Source organism: Candidatus Acidiferrales bacterium (assembly GCA_036514995.1).
Lineage (GTDB): Bacteria > Acidobacteriota > Terriglobia > Acidiferrales > DATBWB01 > DATBWB01.
Genome location: DATBWB010000056.1, coordinates 1 through 17,045 on the forward strand (window position 1 = coordinate 1; position 17,045 = coordinate 17,045).

Here is a 17,045-nt window from a genome sequence, read left to right on the forward strand (position 1 = left end):
ATGCACAAAGACCTTGGACTGGCTCTCGAACTCGGCAACCAACTGCATGTGCCCATGCCGATTGCGGCGGCGACCCGCGAGGTTTTCAACGCCACCCGAGCCCTGGGCCACTCCGACGCCGATTATTCCGTCATCGCAAAGTTCTTTGAACAGCCTGCGTAGCGGCCGCCTTCAGAGCCTGTGTGAAAACCCACGTTTCACGTTAGGGCACGACTTTAGTCGTGCCGTAAGTGGAGCAATTTCAATAAACCTTCAGCGGCTTTAGCCGCTGAAGAGGGCTCAAGTCGAGGTTGTCACACAGACTCTTCAGGCGCGCTTTGTCTGCTTCTCACGGAACTTCGAGGCCGCAGCCAGAGGTGAGATTCCCGCTTCCAGCACCGTCAGCGTTTTGCCGCTTGACGATTGGCGATGAACGATTCACGATTCCGGTAAGCCCGGGTGGCGGAATGGGCAGACGCAAGGGACTTAAAATCCCTTGGGGAGAAATCCCCGTGCCGGTTCGATCCCGGCCCCGGGCACGTCAGGATCAATGACAAGAACCATGTAAGAGCCCCAGACGGGGGAGTGTGCCGGCGGGTTGCTCCGGCTGTACTACGCTGCTGGCGTGCGAGACCCGTCCCCTCTTCTCGCGCACAAGTTTTGCTTTCGAACGGCCTGTCTGCGGTAGAATAGGCCCCGCTCGTTCCGCCAAAAGGAGAATGATCACGATGAAGGGCAAACCGGAAGTTCTTGCGGCCTTATCCGAAATGCTGAAGGAAGAACTGGGCGCGCTCAACCAGTACATGCTTCACGCCGAAATGTGCGACAACTGGGGCTACAAGCGCCTGGGCAGCAACACCAAAAAGCAGGCCATCGGCGAAATGAAGCACGCCGAAAAGTTGATGGAACGCATCCTCTTCCTTGAGGGGATGCCGAAGATGGAGGAGATGGCAAAACTCAACATCGGCAAAGACGTCAAGCAGCAGCTTGAAAACGACCTCGCGCTCGAGCGCGCCGCTGTGCGTGATTACAATCAGGCCATCGAGACCTGCCGCAAGGCGGGCGACAACGCCTCGGCCGACTTCCTCAAGGAAATCCTGAAGGATGAAGAAGGGCACGTCGATTTCCTCGAGCAGCAAGTCGGCCTCATCGAGCAGCTCGGCCTGCAAAACTATCTCAGCCAGCAGTTGGAAGAATAAGAGAATCGCGCCCACCGGGGGCCGGCACTTTTCTTGAATTGCTTCTGGGCCACCGCCCGCGCAGGGGATATTCCCTACTTACCTGTGTGGCCAGCAGTTGGATCCACTGGTGCCGAGGAAGGCCCTCCACTGCGGTGGCCGCAGCACCGCTTGTTCCCAAGCCCGCAGGGCCGGGCACGGGGTAGCAGATGGCGGTGAGGAAAGTCAGGGCTGCGCCGATAGACGAAGGCGATCTGGAGTTTCGACTTTGCGCCGCCAATCGGAGATAATGGAAATGAAGCGAGCCAAGGGGACCGGGTAAATCCTTCCCATGAGTGAGGCGATGTCAACCATAGCCGTGGTGGAAAAGCAGGGCGCACAACTCCGCGTTGTGTCAGCCGAAAGGAACGAGCCAAAATCCGTCGGGATTGACACCCCGCGCAAGAAAAAGCCAAAAGAGATCGCGGTGATTACCGAGTGCTGCACCGGCTGCGCCGGCTCGCCCGCTTGCGTACCTTACTGCCCGGTCACCGACTGCATGTTCTGGGTTTCCGACCTGGACAACCCGCCCTTCGGCCGCATTCAGGTGGATCCTCAGCTTTGCATCGGCTGCAAGAAATGCACCAGCAAGGGTCCGGACGGTGCTTTCCTGGACGGTTGCCCGTGGGATGCCATCGAAATGGTGGATACCGCCGAGGTGGAAGCCGTTTACGGGGAAATGCGCTACTGACCTTTCCTCCGAACTTTCTCCCCCTGTTTAAAGACGGTTCCGTATGGCTTTGGCGGTAAGAGCTGCCTGCTCAAGAATCTTGTCGGGCATGTCGGCGCCAGCCGAGGCCGGTTGGGCAAAACGTTCCACGTCGGGCAAGTCTTCCGGCCGTCCCACCAGATAAAGCGCCCGCAGGGCCTCCCATACCTGATCGGGCCCGGGGGAAAGAAGCACGACCTCATCGCCCGCCGCTACCCTCGCCCCTTCTTTTTTGAGCCTGCTTTGAACCCGACCCGGCAAAGGCGACCGTATGTCGAACGCTTGGCCTTTGCCCGCGTCCAGCCGAGCCAGAAGAGTCCCGGGGTTCACCGCGTCCTCTTCCTTCAGGCGAGTGGACAAAGTGCCATCGCGCGGGCTGCGGACAGTATATGGCCGGAGCATCATCACCAGTTCAGCCCGCCCGCTCACATCCCCGAAACGCACCAGCGAGAGAGCCGCATTCCGGCGCACCAGCGGCTCGGGATCCTGAAGAAGGCGGAGGAGCGCCTGGTGAAATTCTTCTGAGGTGTTGTCCTGTCCCATGACCCATGCGGCGGTGACGCGAATTTCCGTCATCTTGTGCTGGGCGGTTGCGACCACTCGCGGATACCACTGTTTTACTTCGCCCTGGCGGCGACCGCCGCGCACCATGCCCTCGGCAATCTGCGCCAGGGCGTGCTGGATGTGGCGGGGCTTCGCTTCGTCGGCAAGATACTGCTCGATCTTTTTGTCGCCGAGAGGCCTGCCATACCATGTCCCCCGCCAGAAAAGAAAAGGGATGAGAACGAAAAGCAGAGTGATGACAAGGAGGAGCAGGCTGGGTCGTCGGCGGCCAGGGCGCGGTGCAGCACCAGACTGCGGGGGTTTGGATTCAGGACTGGTGGCAGAGTCGGGCTTGGCCAAGGTGTTCCTTCACCCCCGAATCAGAGAAGGCGAACGGCGGACAGAAGCAGCGCCCGCAAAAGCGGGGAAGAGAAGAAGGTCCACCCGGTGCGAGGAACGACTGGCACGCGCGTTTTTCATGTTGCTCGATTATACTCCGGATGAAGAACCACCAACACACGCCCTCCGTGTCAACGCGGTTAAACAGGCCAGCCGTTTGGCGGATTTTCAAGTTCTGCTCATCATTCTCTCGGTTGACGCGGCCCGAGCGATGGTGTCAATGCGGAGGGAGGCGAAAAGCGAAGGTTTGCCCCTTGCCATTCATCGTCCGGCAAATGGTGGTTGGGAGGAGAAAGTCTGCCGGCAGGGGACTCTAGGAACGGACTTAAGGAAGCTGCAGCGCCTTCCGCAACTGCGAGTTGATTCCTTCCATAATTGCGGGCGTGACGCGGCCCAGTTTCCGCTCAACCATGGCGTGCTTGATGGTTCGAATGACGCCGGTTGCGACCGAAGCACGCAAAAGACCTGTCTTTTTCCACTCCCGGATGAGAAAGTCGCCGTACAGGATCCGCTCGGTATTGCTGGTGATGGCTGAGATAATCATTTCTTGGCGATTCCTGTGGTATTTGTCCGAACTCAAGACCAGAGCCGGGCGGCGCTTGGCGCCAGATTCATCCGAGAAAACAAACGGCACCAGGATCACATCGCCGCGCCTACAAGCGATCATATTCGGCATCCTTGTCGTTGTCCCAGAGTTCTGCCAAGACGGGGTCGGATCTCGCCGTCATCGCCAGGAGGCCTTTCTCGCCGCCCAGTTCTTCAAGGTCATTTTTCAGCCTCTCCTTGACAGCATCCACGACGTAGTCGGTAATCGATAACTCGCGGGCGGAGGCGACAATACGGATGCGCCGCCGCAAAGCGGGGGTAACGTCAATGCTGAGCCTGGCCCGGTTGCTTTTGCGCGTACCCATAGCTTGCCATCGTAGCCGCGATGCGTTTTTGTGTCAATACGTATTGGCGGAACGAAACCGACCCCATGTCCCGATGAAGCGACAGAGTTTCCACACCTTGATGCGCAACGACTATGGGGGGGTGGCGGAGGTGGTACAGCATCCAGTAAACCACCACCCCGGTGACAGAAACGTAAAGCCAGAGGGGCAGCGTCCACCGGGCAATGCGAACGTGTTTGTCGAAGCGGCCCTTCAGGGCGCGGCGCAGATTTGCCTCCGCACAAGCGGCAATTCACTTATCCGCTGTTGGTTGCGGAGTCTCCACCAGCGACCGTAAATGGACGAGGTCGTTCTTGTCCGCAAGCACAAGCATCGTGTCGCCCGCTTCAAGGGACGTTCCTCCGCTTGGAACGATGAATTCTTCTTTTCTGCTGATCAACACCACCAATGCCCCTTTGGGAAGTCCCAGCTCGAGGATGCGTTTGCCCACCACCAAGGAATTGCTCGGTACCTGGAGTTCCACCAAGTTGCTTTTAGTACTGCTTGTGGGAAGAAACTCCAAGGGATACTGCCGCTTGGCAGCCAGCGGGGCAGCAACCCCAAGCCACCGAGCGAACAGCGGGATCGAGGTTCCTTGTAGCAGTACGGAAGTCAAGACAATGAAAAAGACGAGGTTGAAAATCATGTCTGCTTTGGCGATTCCGGCGAGAAGCGGAAACGTTGCCAGGATAATCGGTGCGGCCCCGCGCAGCCCCACCCAGGAGATCATTGCCTTCTCTTTGAAACTCATCTTTATCGGGAGGAGAGAGACGAATACGCTCAGCGGACGGGCCAGCAGCATCAGAAACATCGCGACTAGCAAGCCGTCCCCGACAACGGGAACTAGGCGCGACGGGAAGACCAGCAGCCCAAGGGTCAGGAACATGGCAATCTGCATCAGCCAGGCAAGCCCGTCGTGGAAGCGCATCAGGCTTTTCTTGTGAATAAAGTCACTTTTCCCTGTAACCAGCCCAGCTACATACACCGCCAAAAACCCATTTCCTCCCACCGAGGTTGTTGCGCCGTAGGCGAGAAGAACGAAGGATAAGGTCAATACTGGATAGAGGCCTTCGGACTCCAGCCTCAGTCGGTTGACCAGGAAGATCATTCCTTTTCCGATTCCGTAACCCATGATGGCGCCAAGTGCCATTTGCACGAACAACTTCGGAACAAGATCGGCTGCCGTGGCCGTCGGGTTGGTCAAGAGGTGGATGAACCCGATGGTAAGAAAGACAGCCATGGGGTCATTACTGGCCGATTCCAGCTCGAGCAAGGGTTTCAACTGCCCTCTCAGGCTCACCCTCTTGGCTCGCAATACGGAGAAAACGGCTGCGGCGTCAGTTGACGAAACGACCGCACCCAGCAACAAGCCCTCCAGCAATGAAAAGTCGAGCACGATCCTGGCAAACCAGCCAACCAGCAGGGCGGTCAAGAAAACACCCAGGGTGGAAAGAGCAACACCTCTCCAAACTACCGGGCGAACACTTTCCCAATGAGTATCCAGTCCCCCCGCAAAAAGGATGAACGCGAGCGCCATCACCCCCATAGACTGAGCCAGCCGCGGATCGTCAAAGTAAATGCCGCCCGGGCCGTCAGACCCGGCAAGCATTCCAATCAAGAGAAACAAGAGCAGAGCAGGAATACCGAGCCTGGTGGACGCCTTACTGGCGAGCACACTCAGAAGCAAAAGAACAGATGCTCCCACGAGTATGTATTCCATCGGGACCATAGTCGAACTCTTGTGTCTTCCTGCGACGCTTGGCGCTCCGGTGCAGATATAAAGGTCTGCTAGAGCTGTGTCAACGCGATCCTATTCTCTCCCGTGGAGACTCTTATTTCGAGGTGACCTGGCGAACGATACGCCCGCAGCCTGAGCTAGGCAACTTCGCGAGCAAGAATGCACTGGCGCGAAGTTGCTGGCCCGTCCGCGATAGCCTCCTACAGAAGCGGTCAGGCGCGGTAAAGGTGGTAGAGCATGATATAGACGATCACTCCGGTGACGGAAACGTAGAGCCAGAGGGGCAACGTCCAGCGGGCGATGCGAACGTGTTTGTCGAACCTGCCTTTCAAGGCGCGACGCAGGGTGATGAGCGCCAGCGGTATGATCGAAACAGCCAGAACCGTGTGCGAAATAAGAATCGAGAAATAGACCGGCCGAATCCATCCCTCTCCCGTGAACCGCACCGAGCCAACGTGGTAGTGATACGTCAGATAGGAAATCAGGAAAAGCGATGCGACGGCCAAGGCCGACACCATGCAAATCTTGTGGGCGGTCACCCTCTTTCGCCGAATGAACAAGTAACCAGCCGTCAGCAGAAGCGCACTCGTGGCATTCAGGCTGGCGTTCAAATGGGGCAGGATGCCGTACCATGCCTCATGGGGAGGGGAAGAAGCAATCATCACGACTGTTTTTCCCGGTAGTGTCCCGATTTCTGCGGAAATGTAGGTAGCACATCTTCCCCTGAGAAGCCATCGGTTTCCCTTTCTTATTCCGCACGGCCACGGCGCGAATGAACAGAAGGTGGCCTGTCGCTGGCCCCATGACTACGTCGAAGCCAGCCCCAAACCGTGAATTACGGAGAGAAGGCCAACCGGACTGGGAACAACCCACAGCTACAACTGAGTGAAGCGACGCAGCTTGCCGGCCACCATGGCATTGCTGGACGATGCTAGGACGATAGCGATTCTCAACATGGCGCACTGCTCCTTTTCCCGGACGCCCCCCGCACGGCGGGTCGGTCCGGGTTTTTCCTCGGATACGTTCCAGGAGAATAGCCTTTCCGAGTTTTCAGAAATCCGTACGGCATCCTTTTCCCGGAGCAAAGTTTCTACGTCTTTCCTGTCGCACCTCAGATGGCGCGCTGACGCGCCACCCGAAACGCTATCCCGATCATAAAGACACCGAACAAAGCGGTGACTCCCAGCGACAGTGCCAGAGAAGAGACACCGCCCTCGGCGGCCTGAACAGGAAGGTAAAGCACCTGGCGCAGAGCGGCCGTCCCATAAGTGAGCGGGTTCGCTTTCATGATCCAGCGAACCCAACCGAAAGCTCCCGAGGCAGGAAACAGGGCTCCCGACAATAACCACATGGGGATGAGAAACAGGTTCACGATGGCGTGAAATCCTTGCACCGAATCCATGCGCCAGGCGACGACAAACCCCAGCCCCGTCAGGCCGAGGGCAATGAGAAAAAGAATGGCTACAAGAAAGAGGATTTGCAGCGGATACAGGGAGATTCCAACCACGGGCGCGAGCAGGAGAAAGACAATCGCCTGGAGGACGGCCAGGGTCGTGCCGCCCAGGACTTTCCCAAGCACCAGGGTTGACCGGGAGATGGGGGCCACCAAAACCGAAAGCAGAAAACCTTCTCGGCGGTCTTCAATGACTGACATCATGCAAAAAATGGAGGTGAAGAGAAGGATAAGGACGAGCGTCCCGGGGAAAAAATACTCCAGATAACCGATTCCCCCGGCCTGACCGGATGCGAGGATACCCCTGGAGGAGGCGTCGGCGGTCGAGGGCGCGCGGAACGATGTCCCCAACCCCGATCCGATGAGAAGCCAAAAGACAAGGGGCGATCCGACGACGCCGATAACGCGGCTCCGCTGCCGATAAAAGCGCAGCAGCTCGCGCCACCAGAGGGTTCCCAGTGGAAGCAAAAAGCTGGAGCCGCTTTCTTCCATGGACATTCCTACTTTGTTCCCCCTTGACCCATCGTCTGCTTATCCTCGGGGCGATCTTTAAGCCTACGCATCTTGACGACATCTAGCAAGCGACCCTGGCGCAGCACCCCGACCAGGTTCAACGAAAAGATCAGACCAACGAGCAAGCAAATGGCGGTCAACAAAATGCCATCCATCCCCCGCATCGAGCCGGTGAAAATGACCCAGACCAAGCCCGCCAAACAAGCTACCACGACCAACAGCGAAAAGGCCGCCAAGAGAATCATCTGCAACATGGAGCTATTCTCCTTGCGCAACGTGGCATCACGAAAGCAACTGGCACTGGCATGGAGCCCGACCGTTCGAGCAGCGGGCCAGACGAGCGGCGCATCGAGAGGACTGCCTGAGCCCAGCCGCTCGATTGTTTGACTCGCCGGAGGGCCTGACTGCGTCCTGAGTCTGCCCACCAGTTCATAGCCCTGAAGAGGCTGAAATGGAAAAAACCTAGGCAACAAGCCGGGTGCAGAAAGGACAGAAGTTTCAGGGGCGAACCCGAACCTGATGGCGCGGAGGGAGCGATCGATGGCGCGATTCAACAAAAAGGACGTGATTGAAGCCCTGAAGTTAGAGATGGACATCATCGCTGGCGGCGGCTACGGGCGCTCCGTCCGGACACCCTGCGAGGGCACGTCGCCGGTCCAAGGCGCGCACCCAGCTGGGCGTTTTGACTCACGCCACGCGTTGTGAGTTTCTCCTAGAGTGCACTAACTTACTTCCTCTCAATAAGTTGGTAATGGCTACTAAATTGCCTAATCGAGAGATGTAGTATCCTCCCTCGTCGCTGGTCGATCTAACCTGGGTTGCCGAAGGAGGGAAGCAGCCATGGCGACCGACCTCACAGATTATAGAGCAACTGAAGCTAGAAAGGGATATGCCCGAAGACGGCGGATACGGCCACTCGGTCCGGCCACCGTTGTTGCACGAAGTGGGCCTGTACAGCAACGGGTCTCCTGGGGCCTGAACTTTGTCTTTTCCCTTGAAACCCATCGCGCGGTAGAAAAGCACTGCGGCATCCGGTTTTGCCCCGGATGCATGGTTGGGAGGCACAGGCAGATCCGAGTAACCGAGCTCCGCGCCCGGACCCGGAGGCCGTTGGGATGGGGCCTGCACTTACTCTGCCATCGTTTTTTGACCAGGATTAACCAATGCAGGGATTCAGCATGAAGAAGAATCAATATGCCGTGCTATCTGTCATTGCCGTCCTCATCATGGGTGGCGCGATCATTTGGTGGATTTGGAGAGGAAGGAAGGCCGCCGGGGAAGTTTCTCGGGGGCAGGTGATTTACGATGAATACTGTGCCGTTTGCCACGGAGTGAAAGGAGATGGGAGAGGTGAAGGTGCCTATCTCCTTCTGCCAAAGCCCAGGAATTTTCGGGCGGGAAAATTCAGATTGGTCAGCTCACAAAACCTCGAGCCGACCAGAGAGGATTTGTTCCGAACGATCACCCGCGGGATGCCCGACACGCCGATGCCCTCGTGGGGCGATCTGTCGGAGAGCGACCGTTGGGACGTAGTGGACTACATCCTCAAGCTCAACCGGGAAGGGTGGGTTGAGATCGCCATGCGCTCGGGCGACACACGCAAGGCTGCCGAGAAGTACGCTGCCGAGATGGTTCAACCTGGAGATCCGATTCCGATCCCGCCCGAACCGCCCGTGACCCGGGAAGGGCTGGAGCAAGGTCGGAAATACTACAAGACGGCCTGTGCCCAGTGCCATGGCGCGAACGGGGAAGGCAAGCGTGACCCCACTTGGCGGACCGCCGAAGGCTTTTCCACCTGGTCGCGCAACTTCAAACGCGGCGTGTTCAAGGGAGGGCGTGAGGGGAAGCAGCTCTACCTGAGGTTCTCGGCTGGAGTGCCAGGCACACCGATGCCCAGCTCGAAACTTCCTGGAGAGCAAGTCTGGCAGGTTGTCCATTACGTCCAGAGCCTGTCCGATCCGGCGGCTCAGGAACGAGCTCAAATCCGAGCCCAGGAAATTGAGGTCAGACGACTCCAGCGCCTGCCCTCCGATCCGGATGATGGTGTCTGGGCGACGGTGGCCGAAGTTCGTGTGCCGTTGATGCCGCTCTGGTGGCACGACGGTCATGTTGATGCGGTCCGAGTGAAGGCCGTTCACGATGGTCACCGCTTGGCATTCCTCTTCGAGTGGAATGACAGCACGCAGAATGTGGAGGGAATTCGGCAGCGAAGTTTTCCCGACGGGGCCGCGGTTCAGTTGACGGCGAACGCTTCTCCACCCTTGTTTGCCATGGGAGCGCCAGGCAAGGCAGTCAACATCTGGCACTGGAAAGCGCTCTGGGATGAGGACCGGAAGAATTTTCAGGACGTTGGCACAATTTTTCCTCGAATGGCCGCTGACGGTTACTACGGTTCGCAAAAAGGCTGGCAGTCTGAGCCCATGCAAGATACCACCTTCCGGCCAGCGGATGCGGCGCATAACCTGATCGCTTCGCCCCACCGAACGAGCGTTGTCGAGAATGGCAACGCCGTTGGCTTGGGGACGTTTGCCTCCCGGGCCGCCGAAAAGCAAAACGTACAGGGCGTGTCCCGCTGGAAGGATGGGGTATGGCGTCTGGAGTTGCTGCGAAATATCCAAGCATCTGGTGCTGAGGACATCCCGCTTCGTCCCGGGCAGAGAGTCTCTGTCGCCTTCGCAATCTGGGACGGAAGCGCTGGTGATCGCAATGGTCAGAAGAGCGTCAGCATCTGGAACACCCTGACGCTGAAATAGGAATTGGGAATTCCCAGGGCTTGGTAGTCACGGATTGGAGACCAGAAATGGACTCAATCGGAAATCGGAAATCGCAAATCGGAATTGGAAGCACGGCCCCGGCGGGCGACAGTGACGCGAATTTGAACAGACGCCAAACGAGTCGGCGGGATTTCTTGAAGGGATTGGGCGCGGCCGGGGCCACAGCAGCGCTCGCCCTATGGTCGCTCGAATCGTGTACTCGCGGTCCTGGGCTAGAGGCGATCAAGAACCCCCTGAGTTACTACCCCAACCGCGATTGGGAGAAGATCTACCGCGACCAGTACCGCTTCGACCGGACTTTCACCTGGGTCTGCGCGCCCAACGATACGCATATGTGCAGGATCCGGTCATTCGTGCGCAACGGCGTCATCATCCGCAGCGAGCAAAACTACGATTACCAGAACTACACCGACCTCTACGGCAATCGAGCTTTCATTGGATGGAATCCCAGAGGGTGCTTGAAGGGATATACGTTTCACCGTCGCGTGTATGGGCCGTACCGACTCAAAGGTCCAGTGATACGCAAAGGCTGGAAAGAGTGGGCTGACAATGGGTTTCCTTCGCTCTCGGACCATCCCGAACTGCGCCGCAAATATCGCTTCGACGATCGGGGAAATGATACGTTCGTCCGGGTGTCCTGGGACGAAGCGGCGCGATATGCCGCTATGGGCTTGAAGGCTATCGCCGAGACCTACAGTGGCGACGCGGGCGGGGAACGGTTCAAGAAGGACGGATACCTGCAGGAGATGCTCGAGCACTGGCACGGTGCCGGGACGCGCACTATGAAGATCGGCTCCTCGCTTCCGGTCCACGGGATTGTCGGGAAATTCGGTCTGTTCCGCTTCGGCAACATGATGGCCTTGCTGGACCACCACGTCCGGGGCGTGCCACCGGAGCGGGCCCAGGGCGCGCGCGAATGGACCGAGTATACGTGGCGGGGCGATCAAGCTCCGGGCCAACCCTTTGTTCATGGGCTTCAAACCTCAGATTGCGACTTGAACGACATGCGCCACACCCGGCTCCACATTCAGGTCGGCAAGAACATGATCGAAAATAAAATGCCCGATTCGCACTGGATGACTGAGGTCATCGAGCGAGGGGGAAAGATCGTCAACATTGCCCCCGAGTACAATTGCCCGGCCACCAAATCGAACTACTGGATTCCTGTTCGACCCGGGCTGTCGGACACGGCAATCTTTCTCTACTTGGCCAAGTACCTGATCGAGCAAGAGCTTTACGATGCCGATTTCGTGCGGCGCTTCACTGACTTTCCCGTGCTGGTGCGAACCGATACTCTCAAGCACCTCAAACCGGAGGACGTATTTGAGAACTACCAGATGCCCGACATATCCGATGGCCCCAGTTACCGCATTCAGGGACTGACCGATGAACAACGGCGACGAGTTGGCGATTTCGTAGTCTACGACGAGAAGTCGGGCACCCCCAAGGCCATCACCCGCGATGATGTGGGCGATCGACTCAAGGAGAAGGCAATCGTTCCGGCGCTGGATTGGAAAGGCACGATCACGACCACGGACGGGAAAAAAGTGGAAGTGATGACCACGTTGTCGCTCTACCGCATTCATCTTCAGGACTACGACTTGGATACGGTTGCCGAGATCACCGAATCGGACAAGAAGCTGATCCAGCAGTTGGCGCATGACGTGGCCACTATTAAGCCGGCGGCGATCCACCACGGAGAGGGGATCAACCATTATTTCCATGCCACACTGCACAACCGTGCGGTCCATCTTCCCCTCATGCTGACGGGAAACATCGGCAAGCATGGCGCCGGCGTCTATACCTGGGCGGGGAATTACAAGGGCGCGGTGTTCCAGGGTTCCCCGTGGTCGGGTCCGGGAGCCAGCGCCTACGTGGCGGAAGACCCGTTCAACCCGGTGCTCGATCCCAAAGCGAGAATCACTCACGAACACATCCGGCACACCATGCGCGGTGAGGAGGTCGGGTATTGGGGGGCTGGCGACCGTCCGCTGATTGTGGACACGCCCAAGGGACGGAAGGTCTTCACCGGCAAGACCCACATGCCCACCCCCACGAAACTCATCTGGTACAACAACGCCAACCTGCTCAATCAAGCCAAATGGATTTACCACCTCATCAACAGCGTCAACCCCAAGGTTGACATGATTGTGGATCAACAGATCGAGTGGACCGGCTCGGCGGAATATGCCGACCTGGTCTTGCCGGTGAATTCCTGGATTGAGGCCCAAACGCTGGAAGCGGGGAGTTCCTGCTCGAACCCATTTCTGCAATTGTGGGGCGGCAAGAGGTACCGAGCAACCCGGGCCATCGCCCCCTTGTACGATTCGGTTGATGATGGCATGGTCTTTGCCAAGGTCGCGGAAAAGTTAACCGAGTTGACGGGTGATAAACGCTTTGGGGATCACTGGCATTTCGTCCTCAGCGGCGAAACGGAGGTTTACCTGGACCGCGTGTTTGCCTCCTCTACCACCACCCGGACGAAAGATGGTCGAAAATACACGGCTAAGGAGATCCTGGAAGGAGCTTACGGAAACGAACCTGGCTCTGTCCTCATGCTTTATCGGACCTATCCCCGCGTGCCCTTCTTCGAACAGGTTCACGATTCGCTGCCCTTTTACACGGACACCGGCCGAATGAACTCCTACTGTGACATCCCGGAGGCGATCGAATACGGTGAGAATTTCATCGTCCACCGTGAAGGTCCTGAAGCGACCCCCTATCTGCCGAACGTGATTGTTTCGTCGAACCCCTACATCCGACCCCAGGATTACGGCATCTCGCTACGCGCTATGGACGCCGACCTGAGACAAATCCGCAACGTCAAAATGCCCTGGCGCCGGGTGAAGCAGACGAAGAATCCCCTCTGGGAGCGAGGATTTCGCCTCTTCTGCTCCACGCCCAAGAGTCGTCATTCTGTCCATTCTTCCTGGAGCGTAGTGGACTGGAATTGGATCTGGTCTGATAATTTCGGCGACCCCTTTCGAAAAGATAAACGCGCGCCGGGCGTCGCCGACCGACAAATTCAGATCAACCCGCTGACGGCAAAAGAGCTTGGGATTGAAGACGGCGACTACGTTTACGTGGATGCCAACCCGACGGATCGGCCATTTGTGGGGTGGCAGAAGAACCCAGTGCGCTACAGGGCGTTTCGCTGCATGGTCCGGGTGAAATACAATCCGGGCTTGCCTCGGAATTTCACTATTATGAAGCATACAGGCTGGATGGCCACCGAGCGAACGGTGAGAGCCCACGAGTCGCGCCCGGACGGTCGGGCGCTGGCTGAGGATACTGGCTACCAGGCGAGCTATCGCTATGGCAGCCACCAGTCTATCACCCGGGCTTGGATGATGCCCATGCATCAGACGGACAACCTGTTTCACAAGCAGACCGGTGCCATGGCATTCGTCTTTGGTTTCGCCATCGACAATCATGCGATCAACAGCGTCCCCAAGGAAACGCTGATACGGATCACGAAGGCCCAAGATGGTGGCCTGGGCGGCAAAGGAATCTGGACGCCCGCGACCACCGGCTTTTCTCCCGGGAATGAGAGCGCCGATGGCCAACAGTACCTGCAAGGGGGGTTTATTCGGGTGAAATCGTAAAACTGGCAATCAGGAACTAGACGCCAGAAACTGGGAAGTGCAAGATGACCACCGAATTGAAAAGCCCACACGGCCGAGACAAGCAGTCAGAAGCTGACGACCCGATGGAGTTGGTGATGACTCGGGTTCTGGGCGGCAACCCCGAGATTATGGCCACGTGCATCGTTGAGGAGTACGCTCGAATGGACATGGGCGAAGAGGAGATTCTGGCCCTCTTCAGCGAGCCCTTCTATCAAACGCATACCCTTTACCGAGAGCGTGGGGAAGCCTGGGTTCGCGACCTGATACGGAGAGTCCTCAGTCGGACCGCTCGAATGCGCGTCTCGGTGAAGGTTTTTCCTCAAACGGGGGGCTGCGATGCCTAAAGTCTACAACTGGCAACTGGGCCGGGAGATGCTGTACCCCTATGAGAAGAGCCATCCCAATCGGCAGTTTGCTTTCGTGTTTAACATCAATCGCTGCATCGGATGTCAAACCTGCACGATGGCCTGCAAGTCCACCTGGACTTTCTCGCGGGGACAGGAGCACATGTGGTGGAACAACGTGGAAACCAAGCCCTACGGTGGGTACCCGCATTTCTGGGACCAGAAGATTCTCGCCCTGTTGGAGCGGGTCAATCCCGGAGGTCAGGTATGGAACGTCGGCAAGAAGAATGGCGAGCAAGCTCCGTATGGCGTTTTCGAGGGGAAAACGATCTTCGAGGCGATATCTGAAGAACAGAACCAGGAAGCGGAAACGTTTCAAGAAACTTCCGGGCGCGTGCTGGGCTATCTTCCCAGCGACGAGGAATGGGATGCGCCTAACATTTATGAGGACACGGCCCGGAGACCTGAGAACCAGCACAGGCCCTGGGGCGGTGAAGGCACGTCCCTGCCCGCACATCATACCTGGTTCTTCCACTTGCAACGGATCTGCAACCACTGCACCTATCCCGGCTGCCTGGCTGCTTGTCCACGCCAGGCCATCTACAAGCGGCCCGAAGATGGTGTCGTGTTGATTGATCAGGGAAGATGTCGGGGCTATCGCAAGTGCGTCGAGGCTTGCCCCTACAAGAAATCCATCTACCGGGGCACGACCCGGACGTCAGAGAAGTGCATCGCCTGTTTCCCTCGGCTCGAAGGGAAGGACTCCATGATCACTCCCGACGGCGCGCCTATTGAGACTCGATGCATGGCCGCCTGCGTGGGGAAAATCAGGATGCAGGGCCTAGTCAGGATCGCTGAAGACGGGACCTGGAAGAAGGATCCTGAGAATCCTATCTACTACATGGTGAAAGAAGAGAAGATCGCCCTGCCGCTCTATCCTCAGTTTGGCACCGAACCCAACGGCTTTTATATCCCGCCTCGCTGGGTGCCGCGGAACTACCTCATCCAGATGTTCGGGCCGGGGGTGGAACACGCGGTCGAAGCCTACGTCTGCCCGTCGCGTCGGATGTTAGGACTGCTTCAACTGTTTCGCGTCAGCCAAAGGATTATCTTTCGCTTCAAGTTGATCGAGGGCGAGAAGATTAGTGAGACCGAGGTGACGCTTCCCAGTGGTGAGAGAAGGACGCTTGAAATTTTCAATGATACCGTAGTTGGCTACGACGCGAACGACCGAGAGATCGTCCGATTGACGGTTGAAGAGCCCGTGTACGAGCGAGCGAAAGAGCATTACAACAGCATTTGAACAGAGGCGTGTGTGCTGAGGCCGGAAGGATGACCGAAATAGAGGCAACGCGTGTGGGGGACAATCACTCGCCGCGCCTCCACGCCCCCCGCAATTTGAGGAATCCCCATGGACTCACAAAACTCTGACTTGGCTCCATTGCTGGCGCGCCGCGACCTTTGGCTCTTAGTATCGGCAGGGTTCGTGGATCCTTACCACCACGAGCGCTTCGCTCTATTGAAAGATGCTGATTTTCGCCATCGCGTCCAGTACGCTGCCGAATTAGTGACGCAGGAGTGTCCAGAGATTGAACTGGGGCGGGGCGAAGTCTCTGCGCGCAAACTTATGCCCGTTGCCCTCTTTGCTGCGCTCGATGCGGAGTCCGAGAGCATCGAACGGAGCTATCGGGTGCTATTCGGACTTACGATCTCCGAGCTCTGCCCGCCATGCGGCGTTGAGTACGAGCCCAACGCCGATGTTGCCTATCGGGCGCAGCAGATGGCTGACATTGCGGGCTTCTACCGCGCTTTCGGCTTGGAGGTCTCCGGCAAGCGAGGCGAGAGACTGGACCACATCGTGGTGGAAGCAGAATTCCTCTATTTGCTAAATGCCAAGGAGGCTGCCGCGCTCTCGGTCGGAAGGGGAGAGCAGGCGGAAGTCTGCCGGACGGCGCGCAAAAGATTCTTTGCCGAGCACGTCGGCTGGTGGCTACCCGGATTCGCGCAGTTGTTAATCAAGGCTTCGCAATCAGATTTCTACCGACGCTGCGCTGCGTTGACCGCTTCGCTGTCGGCGATCGAGAGGACAAGTCTTGGGCTCACTCCTTTCAAGGGACGGGTGGTTGCGAATCCTACAAGTGAAGAAGCCGAAGCGGAGTGCTCCCGGTGCGTCGCAAATCAAATCCGCCCGTAACTTTATGTTCGCTGCCGGTGGCACTTCTCGAACTTCAGTGGTTCGGACGAGCCATGAAACGGTGGATTAGGAAAAACGAACTTCGGAACGCTGATGAGGACTAGCAGGCGGCCGCCGTTTGTCCACGGTTTGCCCGGGATCAGAGCCCAAGCACAGACGTAAAGCGAGCTGTCAGATTAGGCCACAAAAGGCCATGGGGAAGGCAGTCCGAAGCATGGAAGCTCGCTCCTCCCCGACAGCGATCCCGGAGCCATATTGAGTCTCAGCGATCAAGCACCAGCTCCGCACGCTGAAGTTGGTTGAGTATTTGGCGATAATCCCCAGGGGTAACCCGGATTGGGCCAGTTGACCCACTGCTAGAGCCCCTAGTGCCTCCTTGCGGTTTGATTAACTCGCATTGAATCAATAGACTAATAATGGTCCCGAAATTGCTTCGGAAAATCATAGTATCCCCTTGCCGGGGTCGGCCGAGGGGATTCGATGTGCCTGAAGGAGGCAAGCCCCCATGGCAGCCACCCTCAAAGAAATCATAAAGAACCTTAAGCGGGAAAAACTTGTAGAGATTTTGGACGAACTGAAGTTGGAAAGAAGCATCCTCAAAGACGGCGGATACGGGCGTTCGGTCCG

Annotated in this window: 15 protein-coding genes and 1 tRNA gene; 9 read left to right on the forward strand and 7 right to left on the reverse strand. The window is 57.7% G+C overall.

The annotated features are described in order from the left end of the window. Positions 1-432: 432 nt before the first annotated feature. From VIH17_03875 to VIH17_03885, 3 genes are all read left to right on the forward strand, one after another. A tRNA-Leu gene (locus tag VIH17_03875) sits at positions 433-518 on the forward strand. A 189-nt stretch (positions 519-707) separates the two neighbouring features. Then, positions 708-1,178, forward strand: coding sequence for a bacterioferritin (bfr, locus tag VIH17_03880; protein HEY4682371.1), 471 nt, complete (start codon positions 708-710; stop codon positions 1,176-1,178). A gap of 322 nt (positions 1,179-1,500) precedes the next feature. Next, entirely contained in the window at positions 1,501-1,887 is a 387-nt protein-coding gene (locus VIH17_03885) for a hypothetical protein (GenBank protein HEY4682372.1), read from the forward strand. Between the two features lie 27 nt (positions 1,888-1,914). Here the strand turns inward: VIH17_03885 and VIH17_03890 are convergent, their stop codons facing one another. From VIH17_03890 to VIH17_03920, 7 genes are all read right to left on the reverse strand, one after another. Further along, positions 1,915-2,808 carry a HEAT repeat domain-containing protein gene (locus tag VIH17_03890; protein ID HEY4682373.1) on the reverse strand — a complete coding sequence of 298 codons (894 nt, stop codon included), beginning with the start codon at positions 2,806-2,808 and terminating at the stop codon, positions 1,915-1,917. Between the two features lie 364 nt (positions 2,809-3,172). Beyond that, complete coding sequence (locus VIH17_03895; protein HEY4682374.1) at positions 3,173-3,514, reverse strand: type II toxin-antitoxin system PemK/MazF family toxin; 342 nt, start codon at positions 3,512-3,514, stop codon at positions 3,173-3,175. Then, complete coding sequence (locus VIH17_03900) at positions 3,501-3,758, reverse strand: hypothetical protein (protein HEY4682375.1); 258 nt, start codon at positions 3,756-3,758, stop codon at positions 3,501-3,503. Before VIH17_03900 ends, VIH17_03895 begins: the two co-directional genes overlap by 14 nt. Positions 3,759-4,029: 271 nt before the next feature. Then, positions 4,030-5,505, reverse strand: coding sequence for a potassium/proton antiporter (locus tag VIH17_03905; protein ID HEY4682376.1), 1,476 nt, complete (start codon positions 5,503-5,505; stop codon positions 4,030-4,032). 221 nt (positions 5,506-5,726) lie between these two features. Beyond that, the gene (locus VIH17_03910; protein HEY4682377.1) at positions 5,727-6,176 is read right to left on the reverse strand and encodes a DUF420 domain-containing protein; all 450 of its coding nucleotides are present in this window, start codon (positions 6,174-6,176) and stop codon (positions 5,727-5,729) included. A 449-nt stretch (positions 6,177-6,625) separates the two neighbouring features. Continuing rightward, positions 6,626-7,459: an ABC transporter permease gene (locus tag VIH17_03915; GenBank protein ID HEY4682378.1), complete on the reverse strand. Its 834-nt coding sequence runs from the start codon at positions 7,457-7,459 to the stop codon at positions 6,626-6,628. Positions 7,460-7,467: 8 nt separating this feature from the next. Beyond that, entirely contained in the window at positions 7,468-7,734 is a 267-nt protein-coding gene (locus VIH17_03920; GenBank protein HEY4682379.1) for a hypothetical protein, read from the reverse strand. Between the two features lie 286 nt (positions 7,735-8,020). Here VIH17_03920 and VIH17_03925 point away from each other — a divergent pair, with 286 nt between their 5' ends. From VIH17_03925 to VIH17_03950, 6 genes are all read left to right on the forward strand, one after another. Further along, the gene (locus VIH17_03925; protein ID HEY4682380.1) at positions 8,021-8,185 is read left to right on the forward strand and encodes a hypothetical protein; all 165 of its coding nucleotides are present in this window, start codon (positions 8,021-8,023) and stop codon (positions 8,183-8,185) included. Positions 8,186-8,658: 473 nt separating this feature from the next. Beyond that, positions 8,659-10,233, forward strand: a complete 1,575-nt coding sequence (locus VIH17_03930) for an ethylbenzene dehydrogenase-related protein (GenBank protein HEY4682381.1) — start codon at positions 8,659-8,661, stop codon at positions 10,231-10,233. A gap of 47 nt (positions 10,234-10,280) precedes the next feature. After that, positions 10,281-13,859, forward strand: a complete 3,579-nt coding sequence (locus VIH17_03935; GenBank protein HEY4682382.1) for a molybdopterin-dependent oxidoreductase — start codon at positions 10,281-10,283, stop codon at positions 13,857-13,859. Between the two features lie 44 nt (positions 13,860-13,903). After that, positions 13,904-14,224, forward strand: a complete 321-nt coding sequence (locus VIH17_03940) for a hypothetical protein (protein ID HEY4682383.1) — start codon at positions 13,904-13,906, stop codon at positions 14,222-14,224. Continuing rightward, positions 14,217-15,527: a 4Fe-4S dicluster domain-containing protein gene (locus VIH17_03945; protein HEY4682384.1), complete on the forward strand. Its 1,311-nt coding sequence runs from the start codon at positions 14,217-14,219 to the stop codon at positions 15,525-15,527. The genes VIH17_03940 and VIH17_03945 overlap by 8 nt, the downstream gene beginning before the upstream one ends. A gap of 108 nt (positions 15,528-15,635) precedes the next feature. Then, complete coding sequence (locus tag VIH17_03950) at positions 15,636-16,418, forward strand: molecular chaperone TorD family protein (GenBank protein ID HEY4682385.1); 783 nt, start codon at positions 15,636-15,638, stop codon at positions 16,416-16,418. Positions 16,419-17,045 lie beyond the last annotated feature (627 nt).

What these genes read in the sequence shown, in the direction of transcription:
- VIH17_03945 (HEY4682384.1), top strand. Translation starts at nt 14,217, where the DNA reads ATGCCTAAAGTCTACAACTGGCAACTGGGCCGGGAGATGCTGTACCCC.
- VIH17_03950 (HEY4682385.1), top strand. Translation starts at nt 15,636, where the DNA reads ATGGACTCACAAAACTCTGACTTGGCTCCATTGCTGGCGCGCCGCGAC.
- VIH17_03900 (HEY4682375.1), bottom strand. Translation starts at nt 3,758, where the DNA reads ATGGGTACGCGCAAAAGCAACCGGGCCAGGCTCAGCATTGACGTTACC.
- VIH17_03930 (HEY4682381.1), top strand. Translation starts at nt 8,659, where the DNA reads ATGAAGAAGAATCAATATGCCGTGCTATCTGTCATTGCCGTCCTCATC.
- VIH17_03910 (HEY4682377.1), bottom strand. Translation starts at nt 6,176, where the DNA reads ATGATTGCTTCTTCCCCTCCCCATGAGGCATGGTACGGCATCCTGCCC.
- VIH17_03940 (HEY4682383.1), top strand. Translation starts at nt 13,904, where the DNA reads ATGACCACCGAATTGAAAAGCCCACACGGCCGAGACAAGCAGTCAGAA.
- VIH17_03885 (HEY4682372.1), top strand. Translation starts at nt 1,501, where the DNA reads ATGTCAACCATAGCCGTGGTGGAAAAGCAGGGCGCACAACTCCGCGTT.
- VIH17_03935 (HEY4682382.1), top strand. Translation starts at nt 10,281, where the DNA reads ATGGACTCAATCGGAAATCGGAAATCGCAAATCGGAATTGGAAGCACG.
- VIH17_03905 (HEY4682376.1), bottom strand. Translation starts at nt 5,505, where the DNA reads ATGGTCCCGATGGAATACATACTCGTGGGAGCATCTGTTCTTTTGCTT.
- VIH17_03925 (HEY4682380.1), top strand. Translation starts at nt 8,021, where the DNA reads ATGGCGCGATTCAACAAAAAGGACGTGATTGAAGCCCTGAAGTTAGAG.
- VIH17_03920 (HEY4682379.1), bottom strand. Translation starts at nt 7,734, where the DNA reads ATGTTGCAGATGATTCTCTTGGCGGCCTTTTCGCTGTTGGTCGTGGTA.
- VIH17_03915 (HEY4682378.1), bottom strand. Translation starts at nt 7,459, where the DNA reads ATGGAAGAAAGCGGCTCCAGCTTTTTGCTTCCACTGGGAACCCTCTGG.
- bfr (HEY4682371.1), top strand. Translation starts at nt 708, where the DNA reads ATGAAGGGCAAACCGGAAGTTCTTGCGGCCTTATCCGAAATGCTGAAG.
- VIH17_03895 (HEY4682374.1), bottom strand. Translation starts at nt 3,514, where the DNA reads ATGATCGCTTGTAGGCGCGGCGATGTGATCCTGGTGCCGTTTGTTTTC.